This is a genomic window from Kitasatospora sp. NPDC004289 (assembly GCF_053602875.1).
In genome coordinates this window covers 109,571-130,909 of record NZ_JBSGEL010000005.1, presented here as the reverse complement: position 1 = coordinate 130,909, position 21,339 = coordinate 109,571, and the positions used below count along the sequence as shown (strand labels likewise).

The window sequence follows — 21,339 nt, the reverse complement described above, 5'->3', positions numbered from 1 at the left end:
GAGTCGGATCCATGGGCCTGACGCGTGTCCCGGGGCTGCTCTACGGGGGCGACTACAACCCCGAGCAGTGGCCCGAGGAGGTCTGGGAGGAGGACGTCCGGCTGATGGCCGAGGCGGGGGTGAACGTGGCCACCGTCGCCGTCTTCTCCTGGTCGCGCCTCGAACCGGCGCCTGGCGTCTACGAGTTCGGCTGGCTGGACCGGGTGCTCGACCTGCTGCACGAGCACGGCGTCGCGGCCGACCTGGCCACCGCGACCGCCACCCCGCCGCCCTGGCTGGTCCGGCTCCATCCCGAGGTGCGGCCGCAGGACGCGGCCGGCACCCGCTTGGAGTTCGGGTCCCGGCAGGGGTACTGCCCCTCCTCGCCGGTCTTCCGGGCGGCCGCCGTCCGGCTGGCCCGGGCGGTGGCGGAGCGGTACGCGGACCACCCCGCGCTGGTGATGTGGCACGTCGGGAACGAGTACGCCGACCACACCGCCGAGTGCTTCTGCGAGGAGTCCGCCCGTGACTTCCGGAGCTGGCTGCGCGCCCGGTACACCACCCTGGACGGGCTCAACGCAGCCTGGGGTACGTCCTGTTGGGGACAGCACTACACCGACTGGGGTCAGCTGGAGCCGCCTCGCAAGGCGCCGGGCCCGGTCAACCCGGCCCAGCTGCTGGACTGGCGGCGGTTCTCCAGCGACGCGCTGCTGGCCTGCTTCGAGGCCGAGCGCGCGGTGCTCAAGGAGGTCACCCCGGACGTCCCGGTGACCACCAACTTCATGAGCGTGCTGCGCGACCTGGACTACTGGAAGTGGGCGGCGGCCGAGGACGTGGTCACCGACGACGCCTACCCGGACCCGGCCGACCCGAGGGCGCACGTCAAGGTCGCGCTCAGCTACGACCTGATGCGCTCGCTCAAGCGGCAGCCCTGGCTGCTGCTGGAGTCGGCGCCCGGCGCGGTGAGTTGGCGCGAGGTCAACGTGCCGAAGGCGCCGGGCGTGATGCGGCTGCACAGCCTGCAGGCGCTGGCGCACGGTTCGGACGGGGTGATGTTCTTCCAGTGGCGCCAGGCCAGGTACGGCCCGGAGAAGTTCCACTCGGCGATGCTGCCGCACGGCGGCACCGGTACCCGGCAGTGGCGGGAGACGGTGGCGCTCGGCGCGGACGTGCGGCGCCTCGCCGGGGTGGCCGGCACGGAGACCCGGGCCGAGGTCGCGCTGGTGCTGGACTGGGACAGCTGGTGGGGCCTGGAGGCCCCGGAGTCGCTGCCGTCGAACCGGCTGAAGCTGCATCAGCTGCTGCTGGCCTGGTACGCGCCGCTGCACGCCCGGGGCATCGCGGTGGACCTCACCCCGCCGGGGCGGGACCTGAACGGCTACCGGGTGGTCATCGCGCCCAACCTCTACCTCTGCACGGAGGAGCAGGCCGCCAACCTGGCGTCGTTCCGGGGCCAGTTGGTGATCGGCCCGTTCAGCGGCGTGGTGGACGCGGACGACCAGGTGCACCCGGGCGGGGCGCCCGGGCCGCTGCGGGAGCTGCTCGCGGTGCGGGTGGAGGAGTTCTGGCCGCTGCCGGACGGTGAGGTCCAGCGCGTCGAGACCGCCGACGGCCGAGGGCTCACCGCCTCGACCTGGACCGAGTGGCTGGAGACCGAGGGCGCCGAGGTGCTCGCCCACTACCGGGGCGGCCCGCTGGACGGCCGCCCGGCCGTCACCCGGAACGGCACCGCCACCTACCTGAGCTGCCTGCCGGAGGACCCGGCGCCCTTCCTCGACGCGGTGCTGGCCGCCGCCGGGGTCACCGGCACCGAGTTGCCCGAGGGCGTCGAACTCTGCCGCCGCGACGGCCACCTGTTCCTGCTCAACCACGGGGCCGAGCCGGCCACCGTGAGCCTGCCCACCGACGGCGTCGACCTGCTGACCGGGCGTCAGCTGAGCGGAACCGTCGTCATCGCGGCGCACGACGCCGTGGTGCTCAAGCACTCTTGAGGAGCGAGATGAGCCACCCCATGAGCCATCCCATGAGTCACCCCTACATACCCAACGCCGGGCCCGAGGCCCGGGCGGCGATGCTCGCCGAGATCGGCGCCGCCGACGTGGCCGAGTTCTACGGCGACATCCCCGCCGAGCTGCGGCTCGCCCGCCCGCTGGATCTGCCCGAGCCCTTCGCCGACGAGCAGGGCCTGGCGCGGCACGTCCGCGGCCTGCTGGCCCGCAACGCCGACACCACCGAGCTGCTGAGCTTCCTCGGCCACGGCTGCTACCCGCACCACGTCCCCGCGGTCTGCGACGAGGTGAACGGCCGCGGCGAGTTCCTCACCGCCTACGCGGGCGAGCCCTACGAGGACCACGGCCGCTTCCAGGCCCTCTTCGAGTACGTCTCGCTGATGGCCGAGCTGCTGGAGATGGACGTGGTCAACGTCCCCACCTACGACGGCTACCAGGCCGCCGGGACGGCGCTGCGGATGGCCGCGCGCTACACCGGGCGGCGCCGGGTGCTGGTCAGCGGTGCGGTGGCCGCCGACAAGCTGGCCAAGATCCGCGACTACCTGGCGCCCGACCTTGACGTGGTGCTCGCCCCGGTCGCCGACTCCGGCGAGCTCGGGGAGCTCACCCTCGACGAGAGCTTCGCGGCGCTCTACCTGGAGACCCCGAACGTCTACGGCGTGGTGGAGACCAAGGGCCGTCAACTCGCCGAGCAGGCCCACGCGGTGGGTGCGCTGCTGGTGGTCGGCACCGACCCGGTCTCGCTCGGTGTGCTGGCCCCGCCCGCGAGCTACGGGGCCGACCTGGTCTGCGGGGACATCCAGTCGCTGGGCATGCACCAGCAGTACGGCGGCGGCCAGGCCGGCTTCATCGCCAGCGGGGACGAGCAGCGGCTGGTGGCCGAGTACCCGTCCCGCCTGTTCGGCATCGCGCCGACGGCGGTGGAGGGCGAGTACGGCTTCGGCGACGTCTTCTACGACCGCACCTCCTTCGCGCTGCGCGAGGAGGGCAAGGAGTGGGTCGGCACCGCCGCCGCGCTCTGGGGCATCACCGCCGGGGTCTACCTGGCGCTGATGGGCCCGCAGGGGATGCGCGAGCTGGGCGAGACGGTGCTGGCCCGCACCCGGTACGCGATGACCGCGCTGGCCGGTGCCGGGGCCGTGGTGCGGCACCAGGAGGCCATCCACTTCCGGGAGTTCGCGATCGAGGTGCCGGACGCCGACGCGCTGCTGGCCGCGCTGCTGGAGCGGGGCGTCCTCGGCGGTGTCCGGCTCGGGCCGCGCGAGCTGCTGGTCTGCGTCACCGAGCGGCACGCCATCGCCGACATCGACATCCTCGCGGCGGCCGTCAAGGACGCCCTGGCCACCTCCGGAGGTACCCGGTGAGCTCGCACGGAGAGTCCTTCGCCTCCCTCCCGGTGGCGCCCAAGCCCGCACTGCGCCGCTTCCACCAGGCGCGCTGGGACGAGGAGATCGTCTTCGAGCTGTCCCGGCCCGGCCGGCGCGGCATCGGTGTGCCCGCACCCGGTGCGCCGCTGGTCGAACTCCCGGACGGCGTACGGCGCGAGACCCCGCCCGCGCTGCCGGAGCTCTCGCAGAACCAGGTGGTCCGGCACTGGTTCCGGCTCTCCCAGGAGACCCTGGGCGCCGACTTCAACATCGACGTGGGCCAGGGCACCTGCACCATGAAGTACAGCCCGAAGGTGAACGACACCTTCGTACGGGACCCGAAGGTGGCCGAACTGCACCCGCTCCAGCCGGAGTCCACGGTGCAGGGCGTGCTGGAGGTGTACTGGCGGCTGGAGCAGATCCTCAAGGAGGTCTCGGGCATGGCCCGGGTCTCGCTGCAGCCCGGGGCCGGATCGGCGGCGATCTACGCCAACATCGCGATGATCCGCGCCTACCACGCCTCCCGGGGCGAGGCGGGGCAGCGGGACCAGGTGATCACCACCATGTTCTCGCACCCCTCGAACGCGGCCTGCGCCAAGGTGGCCGGGTACGAGGTGATCACCCTGATGCCGGACGCCGACGGCTACCCGGACATCGAGTCGCTGCGCGCAGCCGTCGGCCCGCGCACCGCCGCGCTGCTGATCACCAACCCCGAGGACACCGGGATCTTCAACCCGAAGATCCGCGAGTTCGTCGAACTCGTGCACGCGGCAGGGGGGTTGGCCTGTTACGACCAGGCCAACGCCAACGGCATCCTGGGCATCACCCGGGCCCGGGAGGCCGGCTTCGACCTCTGCCACTTCAACCTGCACAAGACCTTCTCCACCCCGCACGCCTGCGGCGGCCCGGCGGCCGGTGCCTGCGGGGTGTCCGAGGCGCTGGTGCCCTTCCTCCCGGGACCGGTCGTCGACCGGGTCGGCGAGGAGTACCGGCTCACCACCCCGGAGAGCAGCGTCGGCAAGATCCGGCCCTTCCTCGGCGTGACGCCCAACGTGGTGCGGGCCTACGCCTGGGTGATGGCGCTGGGCGCCGAGGGCCTGCGCGAGGTGGCCGAGACCGCGGTGCTCAACAACAACTACCTTCTGCACAAGGTGAAGCAGATCCCCGGCGCCTCCGTCCCGTGGCCCGAGCGGCGCCGGGTCGAGCAGGTCCGCTACTCCTGGCAGGCGCTGGCGGAGGAGACCGGCGTGCACTCCGAGGAGATCGGCATCCGGGCCGCCGACTTCGGGCTGCACTACTGGACCAGCCACCACCCCTACGTGGTGCCCGAGCCGTTCACCCTGGAGCCCACCGAGTCGTACTCCCGGGAGGACCTGGACGAGTACGCCGCCGTGCTCGCCCACGTGGCCGAAGAGGCGCGCACCGACCCGGAGTTCGTCAAGGGGGCGCCCTACCGGCAGACCGTGCACCGGATCGACGGCAGCTGCCTGGACGACCCGGAGCAGTGGGCCCCGACCTGGCGCGCCTACCGGCGGAAGCACCGGCGGTGATCGTCGGCCTGGTGGTCAACCCGGTGGCCGGGCTCGGCGGCGCGGTCGCGCTCAAGGGCAGCGACGGCGCCGGGGTGCAGGCCAGGGCGCTGGCGCTGGGGGCGGTGCCCCGGGCCGGGGAGCGGGCGGCGGCCGCGCTGCGGGCGCTGCACGCGAGGCGGCCGGGCGTGCTGGTCCGCACGGCGGCCGGCGCGATGGGGGAGGAGAGTGCCCGGGCTGCCGGGGTTCCGTACGAAGTGGCGTTCGAGGTAGGCGAGTTGACCGGCGCGGCGGACACCCGAGCGGCGGTGGCCGCCCTGGCCGGGGCGGACCTGCTGCTCTTCGCGGGCGGGGACGGCACCGCCCGGGACGTGCTGGACGCCGGGCCCGTCGGGGCGGTGCTCGGCGTCCCGGCCGGGGTGAAGGTGTACTCCGGCTGCTTCGCCGTCAGCCCGTTCGCCGCCGGGGTAACGGCGGCCGGGTACGACGGGCGCACGCTGGAGGCCGAGGTGGTCGACCTGGACGAGGAGGCCCACCGGGCCGGCCGGGTCGGGGCCCGGCTGTACGGGACGCTCCGGGTGCCCGCCGCCCGGGCCAGGCTCAGCGGGCGCAAGACCGGCTCCTCCGCCGCGCCGCCCGGTTCGGTGGAGTCGGTGGCCCGGGCGGCGGTGGAGACGATGGCGCCGGGGGTCTCGTACGCCCTCGGGCCGGGCGCCACCACCCTGGAGGTGGGGCGTCAACTGGGCCTGGAGCTCACGCCCCTGGGCGTGGACCTGGTCCGGGACGGGGAGTTGCTCGCCCCGGACGTCACCGAGCAGACCTTGCTCACCCATGCCATGTCACAGGTCACGTACGCGGTGCTCTCCGTCATCGGGGGGCAGGGCTTCGTGATCGGGCGGGGCAACCAGCAGTTCAGCCCGCGGGTGCTGGAGCGGCTGGCCGGGATCACCGTGCTCGCCACCCAGCAGAAGCTCGCCGCGCTCGGCGGCCGCCCGCTGCTCGTCGACAGCGGGGACCCGCTGGCCGACGCCGCGCTCAGCGGCCCGGCCCGGGTGGTCACCGGACACCGCGAATCCGTGGTGTACCGCATCCAGTCAGCAAGTGAGGACCTATGAACACCCTGCAGAACAAGGTCGCGATCGTCACCGGTGGGGCCTCCGGGATCGGGCGGGCCACCGCCAAGCTGTTCGCCGCCGAGGGCGCCGCCGTGGTGATCGCCGACCTGGCGGACGCCACCGCGGTGGTCCGCGAGATCGAGGCGGCCGGCGGCCGGGCCACCGCGGTGCGGGCCGACGTCTCCTCGGAGACCGACTGCCGACGGGTCGTCACCATCGCGGTGGAGACCTACGGCGGGCTGCACGTGCTCTTCAACAACGCCGGGATCACCCGCCGCCAGACCGCGCTGGAGATCGGCGTGGACGACTGGGACCTGGTGATGGCGGTCAACGTCCGCTCGGTCTACCTGATGTGCCGCTTCGCCATCCCGGCCATGACCGAGGGCGGCTCCATCGTCAACACCGGCTCGGGCTGGGGCATGAAGGGCGGCGCCCAGGCGCTGGTCTACTGCGCCTCCAAGGCCGCCGTGGTCAACATGACGCGCGCTCTGGCGATCGACCACGCGGCGGCGGGCATCCGGGTCAACTCGGTCAACCCCGGCGACACCGAGACCCCGATGCTGCGCGAGGAGGCCCGCCAGCTCCAGGAGGAGTGGGCGGTGTTCGAGAAGGACGCGCACGACCGCCCGATGGGCCGGGCCGGGACGCCCGAGGAGATCGCCAACGCGGTGCTCTTCCTGGCCAGTGACGCCAGCAGCTACATGACCGGCTCCGCCCTCCTGGTGGACGGCGGCGGCCTCGCCTGAACCTCGCTCCACCCACCCTCAACACCCCCCCCACGATCGGGAGCACCGATGTCCGTGTTCAGCAGAAGAACCGCACTGCTCGCCATCGCCGTCACCACCGCGCTCACCGTGTCCGCGTGCAGCGGCTCCGGCGGCTCGGGCGCCCTGGGATCCTCCGACTCCAAGGACGGCAAGGTCACCATCCGCTGGTCCACCTGGGGTTCGGCCGAGGACCTGGACGTCTTCAAGGCCTTCACCGACGACTTCACCAAGAAGCACCCGAACATCACCCTCAAGTTCGAGCCGGTCGCCTCCTACGAGGACTACAACCCCAAGCTGCTCACCCAGCTCACCTCCAAGACCGCCCCCGACGTCTTCTACGTCGGCGACGACTTCATCGGCAAGCTGGTCGCGGACGGCGTACTCGCCCCGCTGGACCAGCAGTTGGCCGGGCCGGACAGCAGGAGCAAGCCGTCTGACTTCTTCGAGGGCATCTACGGCGGGGCGAAGAAGGGCGGCGTCACCTACGGCGTGCCCAACGACACCAACCCCGAGGTGCTCTGGTACGACAAGAAGGCGCTGGCCGAGGCCGGCATCACCGAGGACCCGGCGGCGCTCAGCCAGGCCGGGAAGTGGACCATGGCCACCTACCTCGACATGAACGCCAAGCTCAAGGCGGCGGACAAGTACGGCTCGATCTTCTGGAACTGGTACGGCTCCACCTACAGCCTGGTGAACGGGTTCGGCGGCAAGGTCTGGGACGGCGGGAAGTTCGTCGCGCCGAGCGACCCGAAGGCCCGTCAGGCCTTCAAGGTGCTGGCCGACGGGTACAAGGACAAGACCTTCGCCTCGGCCGACCTGCTGCCGGAGGGCAACGGCCCGGGCACCCAGTTCGTCAAGCACAAGGCCGGCTTCTACGCGGGCGGGCGCTGGGTGGCCGAGAGCGTCAAGAAGGGCGGCGACCTGGCCAACTACGACATCGTGCCGTTCCCCTCGGTGGACGGGAAGCCGATCCCGAGCGCGGTGGCGGCCTCCTACCTGGCCGTGAACAAGGACAGCGCGCACCCGAAGGAGGCGTTCACCTTCCTCACCGAGTTCGTCTCCAAGGAGGGACAGGCGCTGCGGCTCAAGGGCGGCACCGCCGTCCCCTCGGTCAAGGGCGCGGACGAGCTGGTGACGGAGGGGAACTACCCCGCCCACGTGAAGACCTTCCTGGACGCCCGGGACAACGGCTTCGCCAACTACCCCGAGGAGGTGGCCGTTCCGGGTCTGACCAAGGCCATCAACGACCAGCTGATGAAGGTCTGGGAGGGCAAGGTGGGCCTGGACCAGGGGCTCACCGAGCTGCAGACCCTGGTCGACGGCATGAAGGGCAAGCAAGGGTGAGTGCCGTCGCCGAGGCACCCGCACGGGACCGGTCCCGCCGCGCCGACGCCGGCAGCGGCCGCGAGCCGCTCTGGCGGCGGCGGGACCGCCGGTGGGCCCTGCTCTTCCTGGGGCCCCAACTCCTGGGCCTGCTGGTCTTCCTGGTCGGTCCGCTGGGCTTCGCCGTGGTGCTCTCCTTCCTGGACTGGAACGGGCTGGGCGACGCGAGCTGGGTCGGCTTCGACAACTACGGTGCTCTGCTCACCGATCCGTACTTCGGCAAGGCGGTCTGGAACACCGTCAAGATCGGCCTGATCACCGTGCCGGGCGGGTTGGTGCTGGCGCTGCTGCTGGCGCTCGCCCTGCACGGGGTGCGCGGCCGGACGGTCTACCGGGTGGTCTACTTCCTTCCGGTGGTGACCAGTTCGGTCGCCGTCTCGGTGCTGTGGCAGATCATCCTGGGCAGCGGCACCGACGGCATCCTGAACGGCACCGCGCACCAGCTGCTCGGGGTCACCCTGCCGAACTGGTTGGAGGACCCGGTCTGGGTGGTCCCCGCCATCGCGGTGGTGACGGTCTGGTCCTCGCTGGGGCTGAACGTGGTGATCTTCCTGGCCGGGCTCGCCACCATCCCCGCCAACCTGCTGGAGGCGGCCCGGATCGACGGCGCAGGCCCCTGGCAGACCCTGCGCTCCGTCACCCTGCCGCTGCTCTCGCCGACCGTCTTCTTCACGGTCGTGGTCTCGGTGATCAGCTCCTTCCAGGCCTTCGACCTGGTCTACGTGCTGGTGAACCCGGACCACAACGAGGGCGCCCAGACCATCGTCTACAAGGTCTACCAACAGGGCTTCCGGGAGTTCCACTTCGGGCTCTCCAGCGCGGCGGCGCTGCTCCTGCTGGTGCTGACGCTGCTGGTGACGGCCCTCCAGTTCAAGGCGCAGAAGCGCTTCGTCCACTACGAGTCGTGAGGCCGCGATGACGACCCTCCGCTTCCGCAAGCAGGTGCTGCTGCACGTGGGCCTCACCCTCGGCGGCCTGCTGATGATCTTCCCGTTCGTCTGGATGCTGCTCACCTCCTTCAAGGGGGTGCAGCAGATGATCAACGAGCCGCTGGCCTGGCTGCCCGACCCGTGGCGGCCGGAGAACTACGCCGACGTGCTGCGGGCCGTCCCGCTCGGCCAGGCCTACTGGAACAGCATGTACATCGCGGCCGTGACCGTGGTGGCCACCCTGCTCACCGGCGCCATGGCGGCCTACGCCTTCGCCCGGATCCCGTTCCGCGGCTCGGGCCCGGTCTTCGGGCTCTTCCTGGCCACCCAGATGGTGCCCTCCCAGGTCATCGTGGTGCCGCTCTACATCATGCTGGCCAAGCTCCAGCTCATCGACTCCCACCTGGCGTTGATCCTGCCGGCGATCGCCAACCCGTTCGCGGTGTTCCTGCTGCGGCAGTTCATCCGGGCCGTCCCGGTCGAGCTGGAGGACGCCGCCCGGATCGACGGGGCGGGCCGGTGGACCATCTTCTGGCGGATCATCCTGCCCAACATCCGGCCGGGGCTCTGGACGCTGGGCATCATCGTCTTCCTGGGCAGCTGGAACAGCTACTTCTTCCCGCTGATCTTCCTCAACAGCCCCGAACTCTTCACCGTCCCGCTGCTGTTGGACTCCTTCAACTCCGCCAAGGGCGGCCTGGACTACGGGCTGACCGCCGCGCTGTCGGCGATGACGGTGCTGCCGATGCTGATCGCCTTCCTGATCGGTCAGCGCAAGATCCTCAACAGCATGGCCGAGTCCGGCCTCGGGGGGCGCTGAGCGTGTACGTGGAACTGGACCTGGTGGAGCGGCCGTTCACCGAACGGGGCTCGCGGCTGCTGGTGCTCGCGGGGGAGGACGGGCTGAGGGTGGCCCGGGCCGAGTACGAGGCGCCGCTGGCCGTGGAGCTGTCCCGGCTGGTGGTCCGGGACGCCGGGGGGCGGGCGCTGCCCGTGGTCTCGGCGGACCCGGTGGCGGTGCGGTTCGAGGGCGGGGCGGAGCTGCTGTTCGCCGATCCGTCCACCCTGGTGCTCGCCGGGCAGGGCGGGTCGGCCTCCTGGCGGCTGCCCGGGGGGACGGCGCGCTCGGTCGAACTGACCGGGTGCCACGTCCTGGTGGGCCCGGAGGGGGAGTGGGCGGCCGACCGGGTCCGGGTGGCGGCCGGGCGGCGCTGGGCGGACTGGTTCGCGCTGATGCCCGAGGTGCCGGAGGAGTTGGCGGAGCGGACCCGGATGGCCTGGTGGACGCTGGCCGTCAACCTGCTCCCGATCGGCGGCCGGGAGGGGCTGGTCCCCTCCAAGTACGGCTACCTGGGCGTGTGGAACTGGGACGCGCTCTTCCACGCCGTCGCCCTCCGGCACGCCTCGCCGGCGCTGGCCCGGGACCAGATCCTGCTGCTCCTCGACCATCAGTTGCCGGATGGTCAACTGCCCGACGTGGTGCACGACTTCGGCGTCCTGGCGGAGACCACGGACCTGCCCCGGTCCGACCTGGCCCGGTTGGGCGAGCACGTCGGCCGGGCCAACGGAACGGGGATGCCGGCCGGCCCGGTGCCGGTGACCAAGCCCCCGCTCACCGCCTGGGCGGTCTGGAAGGTCCACCGGGCCGACCCGGACCGGGAGTTCCTCGCCGAGGTCTACCCCAAGCTGGTCCGCGCCCACGAGTGGTGGTTCACCGCCTCGGACCCGGACGGTGACGGCCTGCCCGAGTACCTCCACCCGTACTCCTCCGGCCTCGACGACAGCCCCGTCTGGGACTACGGCCCGCGCGCCGAGCCCCCGGACCTCAACTCCTACCTGATCCACCAGGCCGACCGGCTGGCCGACATCGCCGAGGCGATCGGCCTGGCCGGGGAGGCCGCCCGCTGGCGCGAACGGGCCTCCGCGCACCTGGAGTCGATGCTCGCCAGGCGCTGGGACGGCAGCGGCTTCCGCACCCTGTCCGACGGGGCGCCGGTACGGGTGCGCACCGCGCTCGACCTGATGCCGCTCTTCACCGGGCGGCTCCCGGGGGCGGTGGCGGCGCAGCTGGAACGGACCCTGCGCTCGCCCTCCTACTGGGGCCGGTACCCCGTGCCCACCGTGGCCTTCGACGACCCGGCCTTCGACCCCGACGCGATGTGGCGCGGACCGGTCTGGCTGAACGTCAACTACCTGCTGGCGGAGGGGCTGGAGCGCTCCGGCTTCGCCGGGACGGCGGCGGAGCTGCGCCACCGCACCCTGGCCATGGTCCGGGACGCGGGCGGCCTCTACGAGTACTGGAACCCGCTGACCGGCGCCCGCGCCCCCCGCGCCACCAGCGGCTTCGGCTGGTCGGCGGCACTGTTCGTGGACCTCGCGGCGGGCGGGTCGGTCAGACCGTGACCGCCACGAGGGGGAGGGTGAGCACCACCGTGCGGCCGGCGCCGGTGTTCTCGACGGCGAAGCGCAGGCCGGGGGTCTCGCGCAGGGCCGCCCAGCCGGCGTCCCGGAGGTGGCCCTGGGCGAAGGCCCAGTACATCGCCTCGTCCGGGACGGCCGGGCCGCCGTCGGCGATCCGGACCTCGGTCTCGCCCGCTCCGGTCCGGTAGGCGGTGACGGAGGCCTTCGCCCACGGCGGGTTGCGGCGCAGCGCCTGCTCGACGAGGACGGTGAGGAGACGGTCCAGCTCCGGCTGGGCCACGGCGACCTCCGGCAGACCGGCGGGCAGCCGGACCGTCGCGGCACCGGCCGGGGTTCCGGCCAGAGCCACGCGCACGGCCTCGGGCAGGCTCGCGGTGACCGGGGGCAGGTCCGGTTCGGTCATGATGTCTCCTGACGGTCTCTTCGGTGCATTTCGTCATACTTTCGCACCCGGCCTGGTGGACCACGTCACCCCCTGGTCCTGGTCCGGCCCGCCGTCCGACGGGGGCCGGGTCGGACGGCGGGGCGGTCCGGTGCTGGGCGGTTCTGGCCGGGTCGGGCCGGTGCTGGCCGGTTCGGGTCTAGAGGGTGCCGAGCTGCTGCGCGAGGTCGTCCAGGCCGAGCGAGCCCTGGGAGAGCACCGCGGTGTGCCAGGCCTTGAGGTCGAAGGCCGCGCCCTGCCGGCGGCGGGCCTCCTCCCGGCCCCGGAGCCAGACCCGCTCGCCGAGCTTGTAGCCGATGGCCTGGCCGGGCCAGCCGAGGTAGCGGACGATCTCGCTGTCCCGCTTCCCGGCCGGGGTGCCGCTGTGCGCGGCCATGAACGCGGTCGCCAGCTCCGGCGTCCACCGCTCGCCGGGGTGGAAGCCCGAGTCGGCGGGGATCGTGAGGCCCAGGTGCATGCCGATGTCGATGATCACCCGGATGGTGCGCAGCATCTGCTCGTCCAGGAATCCGAGCCGGTGCGCCGGGTCCTCGAAGAAGCCGAGCTCGTCCATCAGCCGCTCCGCGTACAGCGCCCAGCCCTCGATGTTGGCGCTCACCCGCCCGTAGGTGGTCTGGTAGCGGCTCAGCTCGCCGGCCAGCTCGGTCCACCGGGCGAGTTGGAGGTGGTGGCCCGGGACGCCCTCGTGGTACCAGGTGGTGACGAGGTGCCAGGTCGGGAAGACCGTCCGGCCCAGGGTGGGCAGGTAGGTCCGGCCCGGGCGGCTGAAGTCCAGGCTGGGTGCGGAGTAGAACGGGGCGGCGGCGCTGCCGGCCGGGGCCAGGTGGGACTCCACCCGGCGCAGCGGTCCGGTGATGTCGAAGTGGGTCCCGTCCAGCGCCGTGACCGCCTCCTCCATCACCTGCTGCAGCCACTCCCGGATCGCCTCCTCGCCCTCGACCGCGTGGCCGTGCCGGTGCAGGTGGTCCACCGCCTCCAGGACCCCGGCGCCCGGCAGCACCCGCGCGGCCTCGGCCCGCATCTCGGCGGCCGTCCGGTGGAACTCCGCCCAGGCCCAGGCGTACGCCTCGTCCAGGTCGAGGTCCGCGCCCGCGTGGTGACGGACCGCCAGGCGGTAGCGCTCCCGGCCGACGGCGTCCGGCGTGCCCAGGGTGGCCGGCGCGTAGGTGTCGCGCAGCCAGTCGCGGAACCCGGCGACGGCTGCGGTGGCCGCGCGGGCCGCCTCCGTCAGCTCCTCGCCCAGCCGCTCCGGCGCCGGTGCGACGAAGTCGGCGAACCAGCCGTCGGAGCCGGTGGCCTCCCCGGTCCAGGCGGTGAGCTGCTCGACCACCGAGGCGGCCTGCCGGGGTGCGGCGAGCAGGCCCCGGGAGATCCCCTCGCCGAGGGTGGCGCGGTAGCCGTCGAGCGCGCCGGGCAGCGTGCGCAGCCGGCCGGCCACCACGGCCCAGTCCTCCTCGGTGGCGGTGGGCATGAAGGTGAAGACGTCGCGCACCTGGTGGACGTGGGCGCCGATGTTGCGGAGCTGACGGTAGTTCTCGCCGGCTTCGTGCAGCGCCAGTTCGGCGGAGAGGCGGTCCCGGAGGAGGCCCGCGCAGTTGCGGTCCGCAGGAGTGGAGGGGGCGGGGGCCGCGGCCAGGGCGGCCAGGGTGCGCCGGGCGCTGTCGGCCCGTTCCTCGAAGCCCTCCGGGGAGAGGTCCGGCTGCCGGTCGTCCCCGGGGTGGAGCCCCAACCAGGCGGCCACCAGCGGATCCTGGGTGGCCACCCGGTCGAGGTGGCGGTCGGCGATGGCGCGGGCGGTGGTGATCGTTTCGTCTGCCATGCCGCCATCCTCGCCCAACTCTCCGTGGCCGTCCGGCCGTTCCGCTACTCCCCGGTGCGGCCGTCGGTCAGCTCGCGGACGACGTCCAGGTGGCCGGCGTGGCGGGCGTACTCCTGGAGGACGTGGAAGAGGATCCAGCCCAGGGTGGGCAGCGGCGTCCCGTCGTCCGGGAAGCGGCCGCCCGGGGTGGCGTGGGTGGCCAGCGGGGTGCCCGTGACCACCTTGCGGGTGTGCTCCCCGCCTGCGTGCAGGGCGGCGAGCAGCCCCTGGACGGTCTCCTCCGGGCCGACCTGCCACCGGTCGTCCGGGCCGCGGTCGCCCCAGGGGGCGGCGAGCCGCTCGCCCTGGAAGGCCCAGCGGATCCAGCGCTGCTCCATGTGCGCCAGGTGCTTGAGCAGTTCCAGCGCGCTCCAGCCGGAGGGGAGCAGGGAGGCGCGCAGCTCCGCCTCCGGCAGGCCGGCGAACTTGGCGTCGACGGCGGACCGGTAGTAGTCCAGGTAGCCGAGCAACAGCTCGGTGGGGTCGGAGAGTTGGGTGTCCGGCTCGGGCAGGTGATCGCTCATGGGCCGAGTCTGCCACCCCGGCCGGCCGGAAGGGGTGGCGGTCGGCCAGAGGAGGTGCGGTTCGGGCCAGGCCTTCGGGTTCGCCAGGTCGGTGTGGGCCGCGAACTCCTACTGTCAGTAGGGCCGTTGGCATCCGCACCGTGTGCACATCCGAGGTAGGGAGTCCCCGCCGTGCCGTCTCTCCTGCACTACGAGATCCTCACCGACCCGACGTCCCTCCAGGCGTCCTCCGACGGAAGGCCGTCCGTGGGGACGGTGTACGTGGTCGTCTCCAACACCCACCAGGAGGACGTGGAGTGGCGGTACGTCGACCTGGCGATCCCGGTGGGCTCCGGCCCCGAGGACCTGACGGACGACCGCGCGGCGATCCGGCCGAGCGCCACCCCGAGCTGGAGCACGCCCTGGGACACGGAGGACCCGGCCTTCGCCTGGGACGAGGACGCCCGGGCCTTCCGCGCCCAGCACCCCACCAGGCCCGGCAGCAAGCAGCTCTTCCCCGGGCAGCAGTCGCTCGTCCTGAAGCTGGAGAACGTCCCCGTCACGGCGGGCGGCGGGCTGGTCCGGCTGACGCTCAGCGAGCGGACCGGCGGCGGGGACGGGTCGGCGGCCATGCCGACGGACGTCTTCGTCACCACGCTGGCGCTGGTCAAGCAGGCGCCGCGCACCCCGCGCAACTTCCGTCCCCGGCTGGCCCTCCTGCCGGAGGGCGCCCAGGTCGAGCTGGAGTGGGACGGGCCGAGCAACCTCGACTACTGGATCCGCTTCCCGGACGGGAAGACGGTGCCGGTCGCCCTCGGGGCGGCGGCCGGCCAGCCGGTCGTCGACCAGCCCTACCTCTGGCCCACCCCGGGAGCCGCGCCCGTCCCGGTGCCCAAGCGCGGCAGCACGTACACGCTGATCGCCGGGACCAGCCTCAACGGCCAGCCGCAGCACGGGTACTTCCTCACCACCACGGTCCACGCGCTGGTCCCCGAGTTCGAGAGCGGCACGCGCACCCCGTGGATCGAGGGCGGCAAGGACCGGGGCCGGACCGTCTTCACGGCGGACGGCATCCGGGTCGACGACCGCTCAGGCGGCAGGGGGACGGTGTCGGCCGGGACGGTCGAGGCGCGGGACGTGCGCACCGGGACGGTCAAGGGGCTCACGACCGAATCGGGGTGGATCCGCTTCCCGGACTCCGGGATCGAGGTCCTGCACGGCCCGGGCGAGGACCGGGGCGTGGTCACCGCCGAGCAGATCTCGGTGTACGGCGTCGACACCCGGTGGGTCGGTGACCGCACGGCCGGGCACGGCTGGGTCGACTTCCCGGGCGCCGGGATCAACGTCCACCGCGACGGTGGCCAGGAGTCGGGCGTCCTCAGCGGGGACCGGGTCGAGGTGAACGGGGTCGACACCAAGTGGGTCGGCGACCGTACGGCCGGGCACGGCTGGGTCGACTTCCCGGGCGCCGGGATCAACGTCCGCAAGGACGGCGGCCAGGAGTGGGGCGTGGTCGCCGCCGACAAGGCCGACCTCAACGGGGTCAACACCAAATGGGTGCAGGGCCGCGACAAGGCGGACGGCTGGATCGAGTTCCCCCGCTCCGGGATCAACGTCCGGCGGGACGGCGGGCAGGACTGGGGCACGGTCTCGGCGGGCGTGGCCGACCTCAACGAGCTGAAGACCGACGGCGCCGCGGTGAAGGGCCTGCTCACCGTCGGCGGCGGCATGAAGCTCAGCCACGAGGGCGAGCGGCTGTTCACCACCCTCCCCGACCGGATCCTCTTCCACGGCATCAACGAGTTCAAGCAGTGGGTCACCTTCGAACGCGGCATCGGCGCCAGCTCGGGCAAGGGCGGCCTCTCGCTCACCAAGGAGTACGGCGTCCTGATCCGCGGCTGCGACGTCCAACTCCAGCAGGGCCGGCTCTCCATCTCCACCGGCGAACCGCCCCAGGTCCGCTTCCTCTGACGCTTCCGCTGACGGTGGGCCGTGGCACGATCGCCGGCATGACAGAGGTGGACTGGTCCGTGCTGTTTCACGCCAGGGGCTCTGCCCGGGACACGCCGAAGCGGCTAGCGGCTCTCTCCGGCGACGATCCGTGTGCGTTCGTCGAGGGATACACGGAGTTGTGGGCCACGCTCCGCAGGGAGGGCGGGGCGTGGCCCGCGACCGCGCCGACCGCTCTGCTGGTCGCCGACCTGCTGGACGACCCCCGCCTCGGGCCTGACGATCCGTCCCTGCGGGACGCGATGCTGGTGCACCTCTACGGGGTCGGTGTCGCTGCCGACCTGGGTGGGCGGGAGGGGGAGACGCGTGCCCGGATCGCCGGGCGCGAGGCGGAGTTGGCGGCCTGGACGGCTGGTTACCTGGCGGCCGACGAGGCCGACCGGCATCGGATGTGGCGGGACGAGAGCGGCACGGGCGTGGGTGATCTGGTGCTGGAACAGGCGGCACTCGCGTGTCACGATCTGGCCCCTGTACTGCTACGACGGGTGCTGCCGTACCTGTCCTCGGAGCGCTGGAAGCGGCGGGTCCTTGCCGCCGCGGCCGTCGGATCGTTGGCGCTCCACCCCTCGGTCTCCGGGCAACGCGTCCGGCTCGTGGAGGAGTTGGCGGTGATGGCTCGGTCCGCCGACGATCCGTACGCGCGGGGGGTCATCCTCGTAGCGGTCGGTCAGCTCGGGGGCGACACCCGACCGTGGCTGGCGGATCCGCATCTCGGGGTCCGGTTCTGTGCCGCGGTGGCGCCGGGGCTCGCTGGCGAGGCGGAGGCGGAGCGGGTGCTCGCGGTGTCGTCGCAGGAGTTCGTCCGGTCCTTCGGGCAGGTGGCGCCCCCGACCCAGTTCCTGTGCAAGCCGTACGGGGACCTGCTCGCTGCTGGGCCCTTCCGGTGAGGTGGCGTCGGCCGGGGTGCGCGGGCTGCGGCTTTCGCCGTTCGGAGGTCGGTGGCAGGCCGGACAAGCCATAGTGGTGGCAGGGGAGTTGACGGAGGGGGAGTTCTCATGGTGGATCAGGCGTACGTGCAGGCCGGGGACGTGACCGAACCGGCGATCGCGACGCTGCGGGGCCGGCTCTCGCAGGCGATCGACGACACGGTGGCGGCCACGGCCCTCGACCGTGCCAAGGTGTGGCTGCAGATGCCGGTCGACTCCACGTTCTTCAACGGGATGCTGGACAGCCTCTGCGGCGAGCGCGCCAAGGACCTGGGCGAGCGCCTGAGCCCGGGCGTCGGGGGGCTGTACAACCCCGCCGACCTGGCGGTGGCGCCGGACATCGCGGCGAAGTGGGAGGCGATCGGCGGCATCCTGCACGCCGACCGCGCGGTGACCCTCAAGGGTCCGACCTGGCACGTGGGCGGGGCCAAGAGCGGGTTCCTCACCAAGGACCGCTCCGGGTTCCACGTGATCGTGCTGCTGGCCACCGGGCAGGAGCCGGGCGGCCGCCGCTTCGTCCTGGCGCTCGACCCGGACGTCAGCGCCACGGTGGAGACCCAGAAGGCCTGGATCCCCTGGGCCGTCGGCGGCACCGTCGGGAGGGTGTCGGTGTACTCGGACGCGAAGTGCACCCAGGTCCTCAAGGCCATGGTCCTCGGCGGCTCGCCGGACGGCTTCGGCCCGTTGGTCCGCAAGTACTACGTCAACCCGGCGGAGGCCTTCCCCCCGGTCAAGCACGCCTGACCGCGGCCGGTCGGCCGGCCGGCCGCAGCGGGCCCCGGCCCTCGTTCAGCGGAAGTCGCGGCTGCGGAGGCCGGTGACGGAGAGGACGAGGGGGGTGAGGCGGGTGGCGACGAGGTTGATCGCGCCGTCGCGGCGTTCGGCGGTGCCGTGGACGAGGAGGCCGGCGCAGCCGAGGGCGACCCGGCGTTGCTGTTCCCAGACGTGGGGTTGGACGACGACGTTGACCAGGCCGGTCTCGTCCTCGAGGGAGACGAAGAGGACTCCGCCGGCGGTGGGTGGGCGTTGGCGGTGGGTGACCAGGCCGCCGACGCTCACCAGGGTGCCGTGGGCGGCGTCCTCCTTGAAGGCGGTGGCGGTGAGGGCGCCGCAGCGGTCCAGGTGGGGGCGGGCGTGCTGGACGGGGTGGGTGGTGGCGGAGGCGCCGGTGGCCCAGAGGTCGGCGATGGTCTCCTCGATCGCGGTCATCTCCGGGACCCCGGACGGGGCGGTGAGGGCGGGGGTGGTGCCGGGGAGCATGTCGTCGGTGGTGCGGGCCAGCAGCCCGGCGGACCAGAGGGCCTGACGGCGGGTCGCCCCGAGGCCGGCGAAGGCGCCGGCGGTGGCGAGGGCTTCGAGGGCGGGGGTGGGCAGGGCGGTGCGGCGGGCGAAGTCCTCCAGGCCGGTGTAGGGCTGCCCGGCGGTGATGGCGGCGGCCTGCTCCTCGCCGAGGCCCCGGACGGAGGCGAGGCCGAGCCGGATGGCGGGGCGTTCGGAGCCGGGGACGGGTTCCAGGGTGGGGCCGGGGTGGGAGTGGTTGACGTCGGCGGGCAGCACGGTGACGCCGTGCCGGCGGGCGTCGGCGATCAGGCTGAGCGGGGAGTAGAAGCCCATCGGTTGGTTGGCCAGCAGGGCGCAGGTGAAGGCCTCGGGGAACTTGAGCTTGAGCCAGGCGCTGGCGTAGACGAGCAGGGCGAAGGACGCGGCGTGGGACTCGGGGAAGCCGTAGCCGGAGAAGGCGTCGATCTTGGTGTACACGTCCTCGGCCACCTCGCGCGGGATGTCGTTCGCGGCCATCCCGGTGAGCAGACGCTCGCGGAGTTCGGCGACCCGTTGGTGGGAGCGTTTGGAGCCCATCGCCTGGCGCAGCAGGTCGGCCTCGGCGGGGGTGAACCCGGCGCAGTCGATGGCCAGTTGCATCATCTGCTCCTGGAACAGCGGGACGCCCAGGGTCTTGGTGAGGGCCCGCTCCATCAGGGGGTGCGGGATGGTGGCGGGCTCGTGGCCGTTGCGGCGGCGGATGTAGGGGTGGACTGAGCCGCCCTGGATCGGGCCCGGGCGGATCAGGGCGACCTGGACGACCAGGTCGTAGAACTTCGACGGGCGCATCCTCGGCAGCGCGCCGGCCTGGGCGCGGGACTCGACCTGGAAGACGCCGACGGTGTCGGCACGGGTGAGCATCTCGTAGACGGCCTCGTCGTCCGGCGGGATGGTGGACAGGTCGTAGCGCAGGCCGTGGTGACGCTCGATCAGGTCGCAGGTGTCGTGCAGGGCGGAGAGCATGCCGAGGCCGAGCAGGTCGATCTTCACCAGCCCGGCCTCCGCGCAGCCGTCCTTGTCCCACTGGAGCACGGAGCGGCCGGGCATGGTGGCCCACTCGGTGGGGCAGGTCTCGGCGATCGGGGCGTGGGTGAGCACCATGCCGCCGGAGTGGATGCCGAGGTGGCGGGGCAGGCCGCGCAGCCCGGCGGCCAACTCCCGGACGTCGTCCGGCACTCCGGAGTCGGCCGGGGGCATCTCGTACCAGCCGGTCGCACCGGCGAAGCGGTCGAGGTCGCCGGTGGCGTAGCCGAGGGCGCGGGCGGCGTCGCGGACGGCCAGGCGGGGCTGGTAGCTGATCACGTTGGCGACCTGGGCGGCGTGGTCGCGGCCGTAGGTGTCGTAGACGTACTGGATGACCTCCTCGCGGCGGCGGTGCTCGATGTCCAGGTCGATGTCGGGCGGACCGTCCCGCTCGGGGGAGAGGAAGCGCTCGAAGAGCAGGCCGTAGTGGATCGGGTCCACGCTGGTGATCCCCAGGGCGTAGCAGACGGCGGAGTTGGCGGCCGAGCCCCGGCCCTGGCACCAGATGTCGGCCCGGTGGGCGAAGGCCACGATGTCGTGGACGATCAGGAAGTACCCGGCGAGCTCCAACTCCTCGATCACGTCCAGCTCGTGGGCGACCTGCCGGTGGGCCTCGGCGTTGTCGGGGGCGAAGCGGCGGGCGGCGGCTTCGAGGGTGAGGCGGCGCAGCCAGCTGATCTCGGTCCGGCCGTCCGGGACGGGGAAGCCGGGCATCTGCGGCTGGAGGTCCTTGAAGTCGAAGGCGAGTTCGCGGGCGAGCTCCACGGTGGCCCGCTGGATGCCGGGCCAGGGGGCCAGGCGGTGGGCCATCTCGGCGGGGGAGCGCAGGTGGGCGGTGCCGGCCGCCGCCAGGTAGGCCTCGGCCTCGGCCAGCGAGCGGCCCTGGCGCAGGGCGGCCAGGGCCTGGGCGAGCCGGCCCTGGGAGGGGGAGGCGTGGTGGGCGGCGGTGGTGGCCACCAGGGTCAGGCCGGTGCGGGCGGCGAGTTCGGCGAGGGCGTCGTTGCGTTCGTCGTCGCCGGGCAGGTGGTGGTCGGTCAGCTCGACGAAGACGTTCGCGGGGCCGAACCGCTCGGCGAGGAGGCGGAGTTCGCGTTCGGCGGCGTCCGTGCCCTCGGTCTCCAGGGCGCGGCGGACGGCGCCCTTGCGGCAGCCGGTCAGCACCGCCCAGTGGCCCTCGTGCGCCTCCGTCAGGTGCGTGCGGTCGTACCGGGGGCGGCGTTTGGCGCCGCCGGCCAGGTGGGCGTCGCCGATCACCTTGGCGAGGCGGCGGTAGCCCTCCACGCCCCGGGCCAGGACCAGCAGGTGCTCGCCGTCCTGGTCGGCGACGCCGGTCGGGGGGAGCGCGGCGTCCAGGGTCAGCTCGGCACCGAAGACGGTGGCGAGGCCGGTGCGGCGGGCCTCGACGGCGAAGGCGGGCGCGGCGTAGAGGCCGTCGTGGTCGGTGACCGCGAGCGCCTCGATGCCCAACCTGGCGGCCTCGTCGACCAGTTCGGCCGGGTCGCTGGCGCCGTCGAGGAAGCTGTAGGTGGTGTGGACGTGCAGCTCGGCCCAGCCCGCGTCGGCGGGGGCGGTCGTGGTCGTCGCGGCCGGCTCGGGCGGTCGCACCGGTTCGGTGCCGGTGCCGGTCCCGGGGAAGGGGACGACCGTGCGGTCCTGGGGGAGAGAGCCCCGCATGGCGCGCTCCAGGTCGCGCCAGGGAGTCCTCGGGTGGTTGGTGAAGCCCATGAGCTGTGTCCGGTCGTACGGGGGAGAGGTGAT

Annotated in this window: 16 protein-coding genes; 12 read left to right on the top strand and 4 right to left on the bottom strand. The window is 73.0% G+C overall.

Going from position 1 to position 21,339, the window contains the following annotated elements; genetic code table 11:
- Positions 1 to 11: 11 nt before the first annotated feature.
- From ACWEPF_RS05005 to ACWEPF_RS04965, 9 genes are read left to right on the top strand one after another with little or no spacing between them, the layout of a single operon-like run.
- Entirely contained in the window at positions 12 to 1,970 is a 1,959-nt protein-coding gene (locus ACWEPF_RS05005) for a beta-galactosidase (protein WP_452171463.1), read from the top strand.
- A 20-nt stretch (positions 1,971 to 1,990) separates the two neighbouring features.
- Positions 1,991 to 3,352, top strand: coding sequence for an aminomethyl-transferring glycine dehydrogenase subunit GcvPA (gene gcvPA / locus ACWEPF_RS05000; protein ID WP_452171462.1), 1,362 nt, complete (start codon positions 1,991 to 1,993; stop codon positions 3,350 to 3,352).
- On the top strand, positions 3,349 to 4,905 hold the full coding sequence (gene gcvPB, locus ACWEPF_RS04995) for an aminomethyl-transferring glycine dehydrogenase subunit GcvPB (RefSeq protein WP_452171461.1): 1,557 nt from the start codon (positions 3,349 to 3,351) through the stop codon (positions 4,903 to 4,905). Before gcvPA ends, gcvPB begins: the two co-directional genes overlap by 4 nt.
- Positions 4,902 to 5,999, top strand: coding sequence for an ATP-NAD kinase family protein (locus tag ACWEPF_RS04990; RefSeq protein ID WP_452171460.1), 1,098 nt, complete (start codon positions 4,902 to 4,904; stop codon positions 5,997 to 5,999). Before gcvPB ends, ACWEPF_RS04990 begins: the two co-directional genes overlap by 4 nt.
- The gene (locus ACWEPF_RS04985; RefSeq protein WP_345286671.1) at positions 5,996 to 6,745 is read left to right on the top strand and encodes an SDR family NAD(P)-dependent oxidoreductase; all 750 of its coding nucleotides are present in this window, start codon (positions 5,996 to 5,998) and stop codon (positions 6,743 to 6,745) included. The genes ACWEPF_RS04990 and ACWEPF_RS04985 overlap by 4 nt, the downstream gene beginning before the upstream one ends.
- Positions 6,746 to 6,799: 54 nt before the next feature.
- Positions 6,800 to 8,110: an ABC transporter substrate-binding protein gene (locus tag ACWEPF_RS04980; protein ID WP_452171459.1), complete on the top strand. Its 1,311-nt coding sequence runs from the start codon at positions 6,800 to 6,802 to the stop codon at positions 8,108 to 8,110.
- Positions 8,107 to 9,057 (top strand): carbohydrate ABC transporter permease, encoded by a 951-nt coding sequence (locus ACWEPF_RS04975; RefSeq protein ID WP_452171458.1) that lies wholly within the window; start codon positions 8,107 to 8,109, stop codon positions 9,055 to 9,057. Before ACWEPF_RS04980 ends, ACWEPF_RS04975 begins: the two co-directional genes overlap by 4 nt.
- 7 nt (positions 9,058 to 9,064) lie before the next feature.
- Complete coding sequence (locus ACWEPF_RS04970) at positions 9,065 to 9,898, top strand: carbohydrate ABC transporter permease (protein WP_345286679.1); 834 nt, start codon at positions 9,065 to 9,067, stop codon at positions 9,896 to 9,898.
- A 2-nt stretch (positions 9,899 to 9,900) separates the two neighbouring features.
- Positions 9,901 to 11,481 carry an amylo-alpha-1,6-glucosidase gene (locus tag ACWEPF_RS04965; RefSeq protein WP_452171457.1) on the top strand — a complete coding sequence of 527 codons (1,581 nt, stop codon included), beginning with the start codon at positions 9,901 to 9,903 and terminating at the stop codon, positions 11,479 to 11,481.
- Here ACWEPF_RS04965 and ACWEPF_RS04960 read toward each other — a convergent pair.
- The 3 genes from ACWEPF_RS04960 to ACWEPF_RS04950 all read right to left on the bottom strand — a co-directional run bounded on the left by ACWEPF_RS04960 (position 11,471) and on the right by ACWEPF_RS04950 (position 14,323).
- Positions 11,471 to 11,902: a hypothetical protein gene (locus ACWEPF_RS04960; RefSeq protein ID WP_452171456.1), complete on the bottom strand. Its 432-nt coding sequence runs from the start codon at positions 11,900 to 11,902 to the stop codon at positions 11,471 to 11,473. The two genes, ACWEPF_RS04965 and ACWEPF_RS04960, sit on opposite strands and share 11 nt — an antisense overlap.
- A gap of 178 nt (positions 11,903 to 12,080) precedes the next feature.
- On the bottom strand, positions 12,081 to 13,760 hold the full coding sequence (locus ACWEPF_RS04955) for a DUF885 domain-containing protein (protein WP_452171455.1): 1,680 nt from the start codon (positions 13,758 to 13,760) through the stop codon (positions 12,081 to 12,083).
- Between the two features lie 44 nt (positions 13,761 to 13,804).
- Complete coding sequence (locus ACWEPF_RS04950) at positions 13,805 to 14,323, bottom strand: DinB family protein (RefSeq protein WP_452171454.1); 519 nt, start codon at positions 14,321 to 14,323, stop codon at positions 13,805 to 13,807.
- A gap of 171 nt (positions 14,324 to 14,494) precedes the next feature.
- Here ACWEPF_RS04950 and ACWEPF_RS04945 point away from each other — a divergent pair, with 171 nt between their 5' ends.
- The 3 genes from ACWEPF_RS04945 to ACWEPF_RS04935 all read left to right on the top strand — a co-directional run bounded on the left by ACWEPF_RS04945 (position 14,495) and on the right by ACWEPF_RS04935 (position 17,982).
- Positions 14,495 to 16,273 carry a hypothetical protein gene (locus tag ACWEPF_RS04945; RefSeq protein ID WP_452171453.1) on the top strand — a complete coding sequence of 593 codons (1,779 nt, stop codon included), beginning with the start codon at positions 14,495 to 14,497 and terminating at the stop codon, positions 16,271 to 16,273.
- Between the two features lie 38 nt (positions 16,274 to 16,311).
- A complete protein-coding gene (locus ACWEPF_RS04940; RefSeq protein ID WP_452171452.1) occupies positions 16,312 to 17,199 on the top strand; it encodes a hypothetical protein in 888 nt (295 codons plus the stop codon).
- 108 nt (positions 17,200 to 17,307) lie between these two features.
- Positions 17,308 to 17,982, top strand: coding sequence for a hypothetical protein (locus tag ACWEPF_RS04935; RefSeq protein WP_452171451.1), 675 nt, complete (start codon positions 17,308 to 17,310; stop codon positions 17,980 to 17,982).
- A gap of 45 nt (positions 17,983 to 18,027) precedes the next feature.
- Here ACWEPF_RS04935 and ACWEPF_RS04930 read toward each other — a convergent pair whose 3' ends face one another.
- Positions 18,028 to 21,255: an error-prone DNA polymerase gene (locus tag ACWEPF_RS04930; protein WP_452171450.1), complete on the bottom strand. Its 3,228-nt coding sequence runs from the start codon at positions 21,253 to 21,255 to the stop codon at positions 18,028 to 18,030.
- Positions 21,256 to 21,339 lie beyond the last annotated feature (84 nt).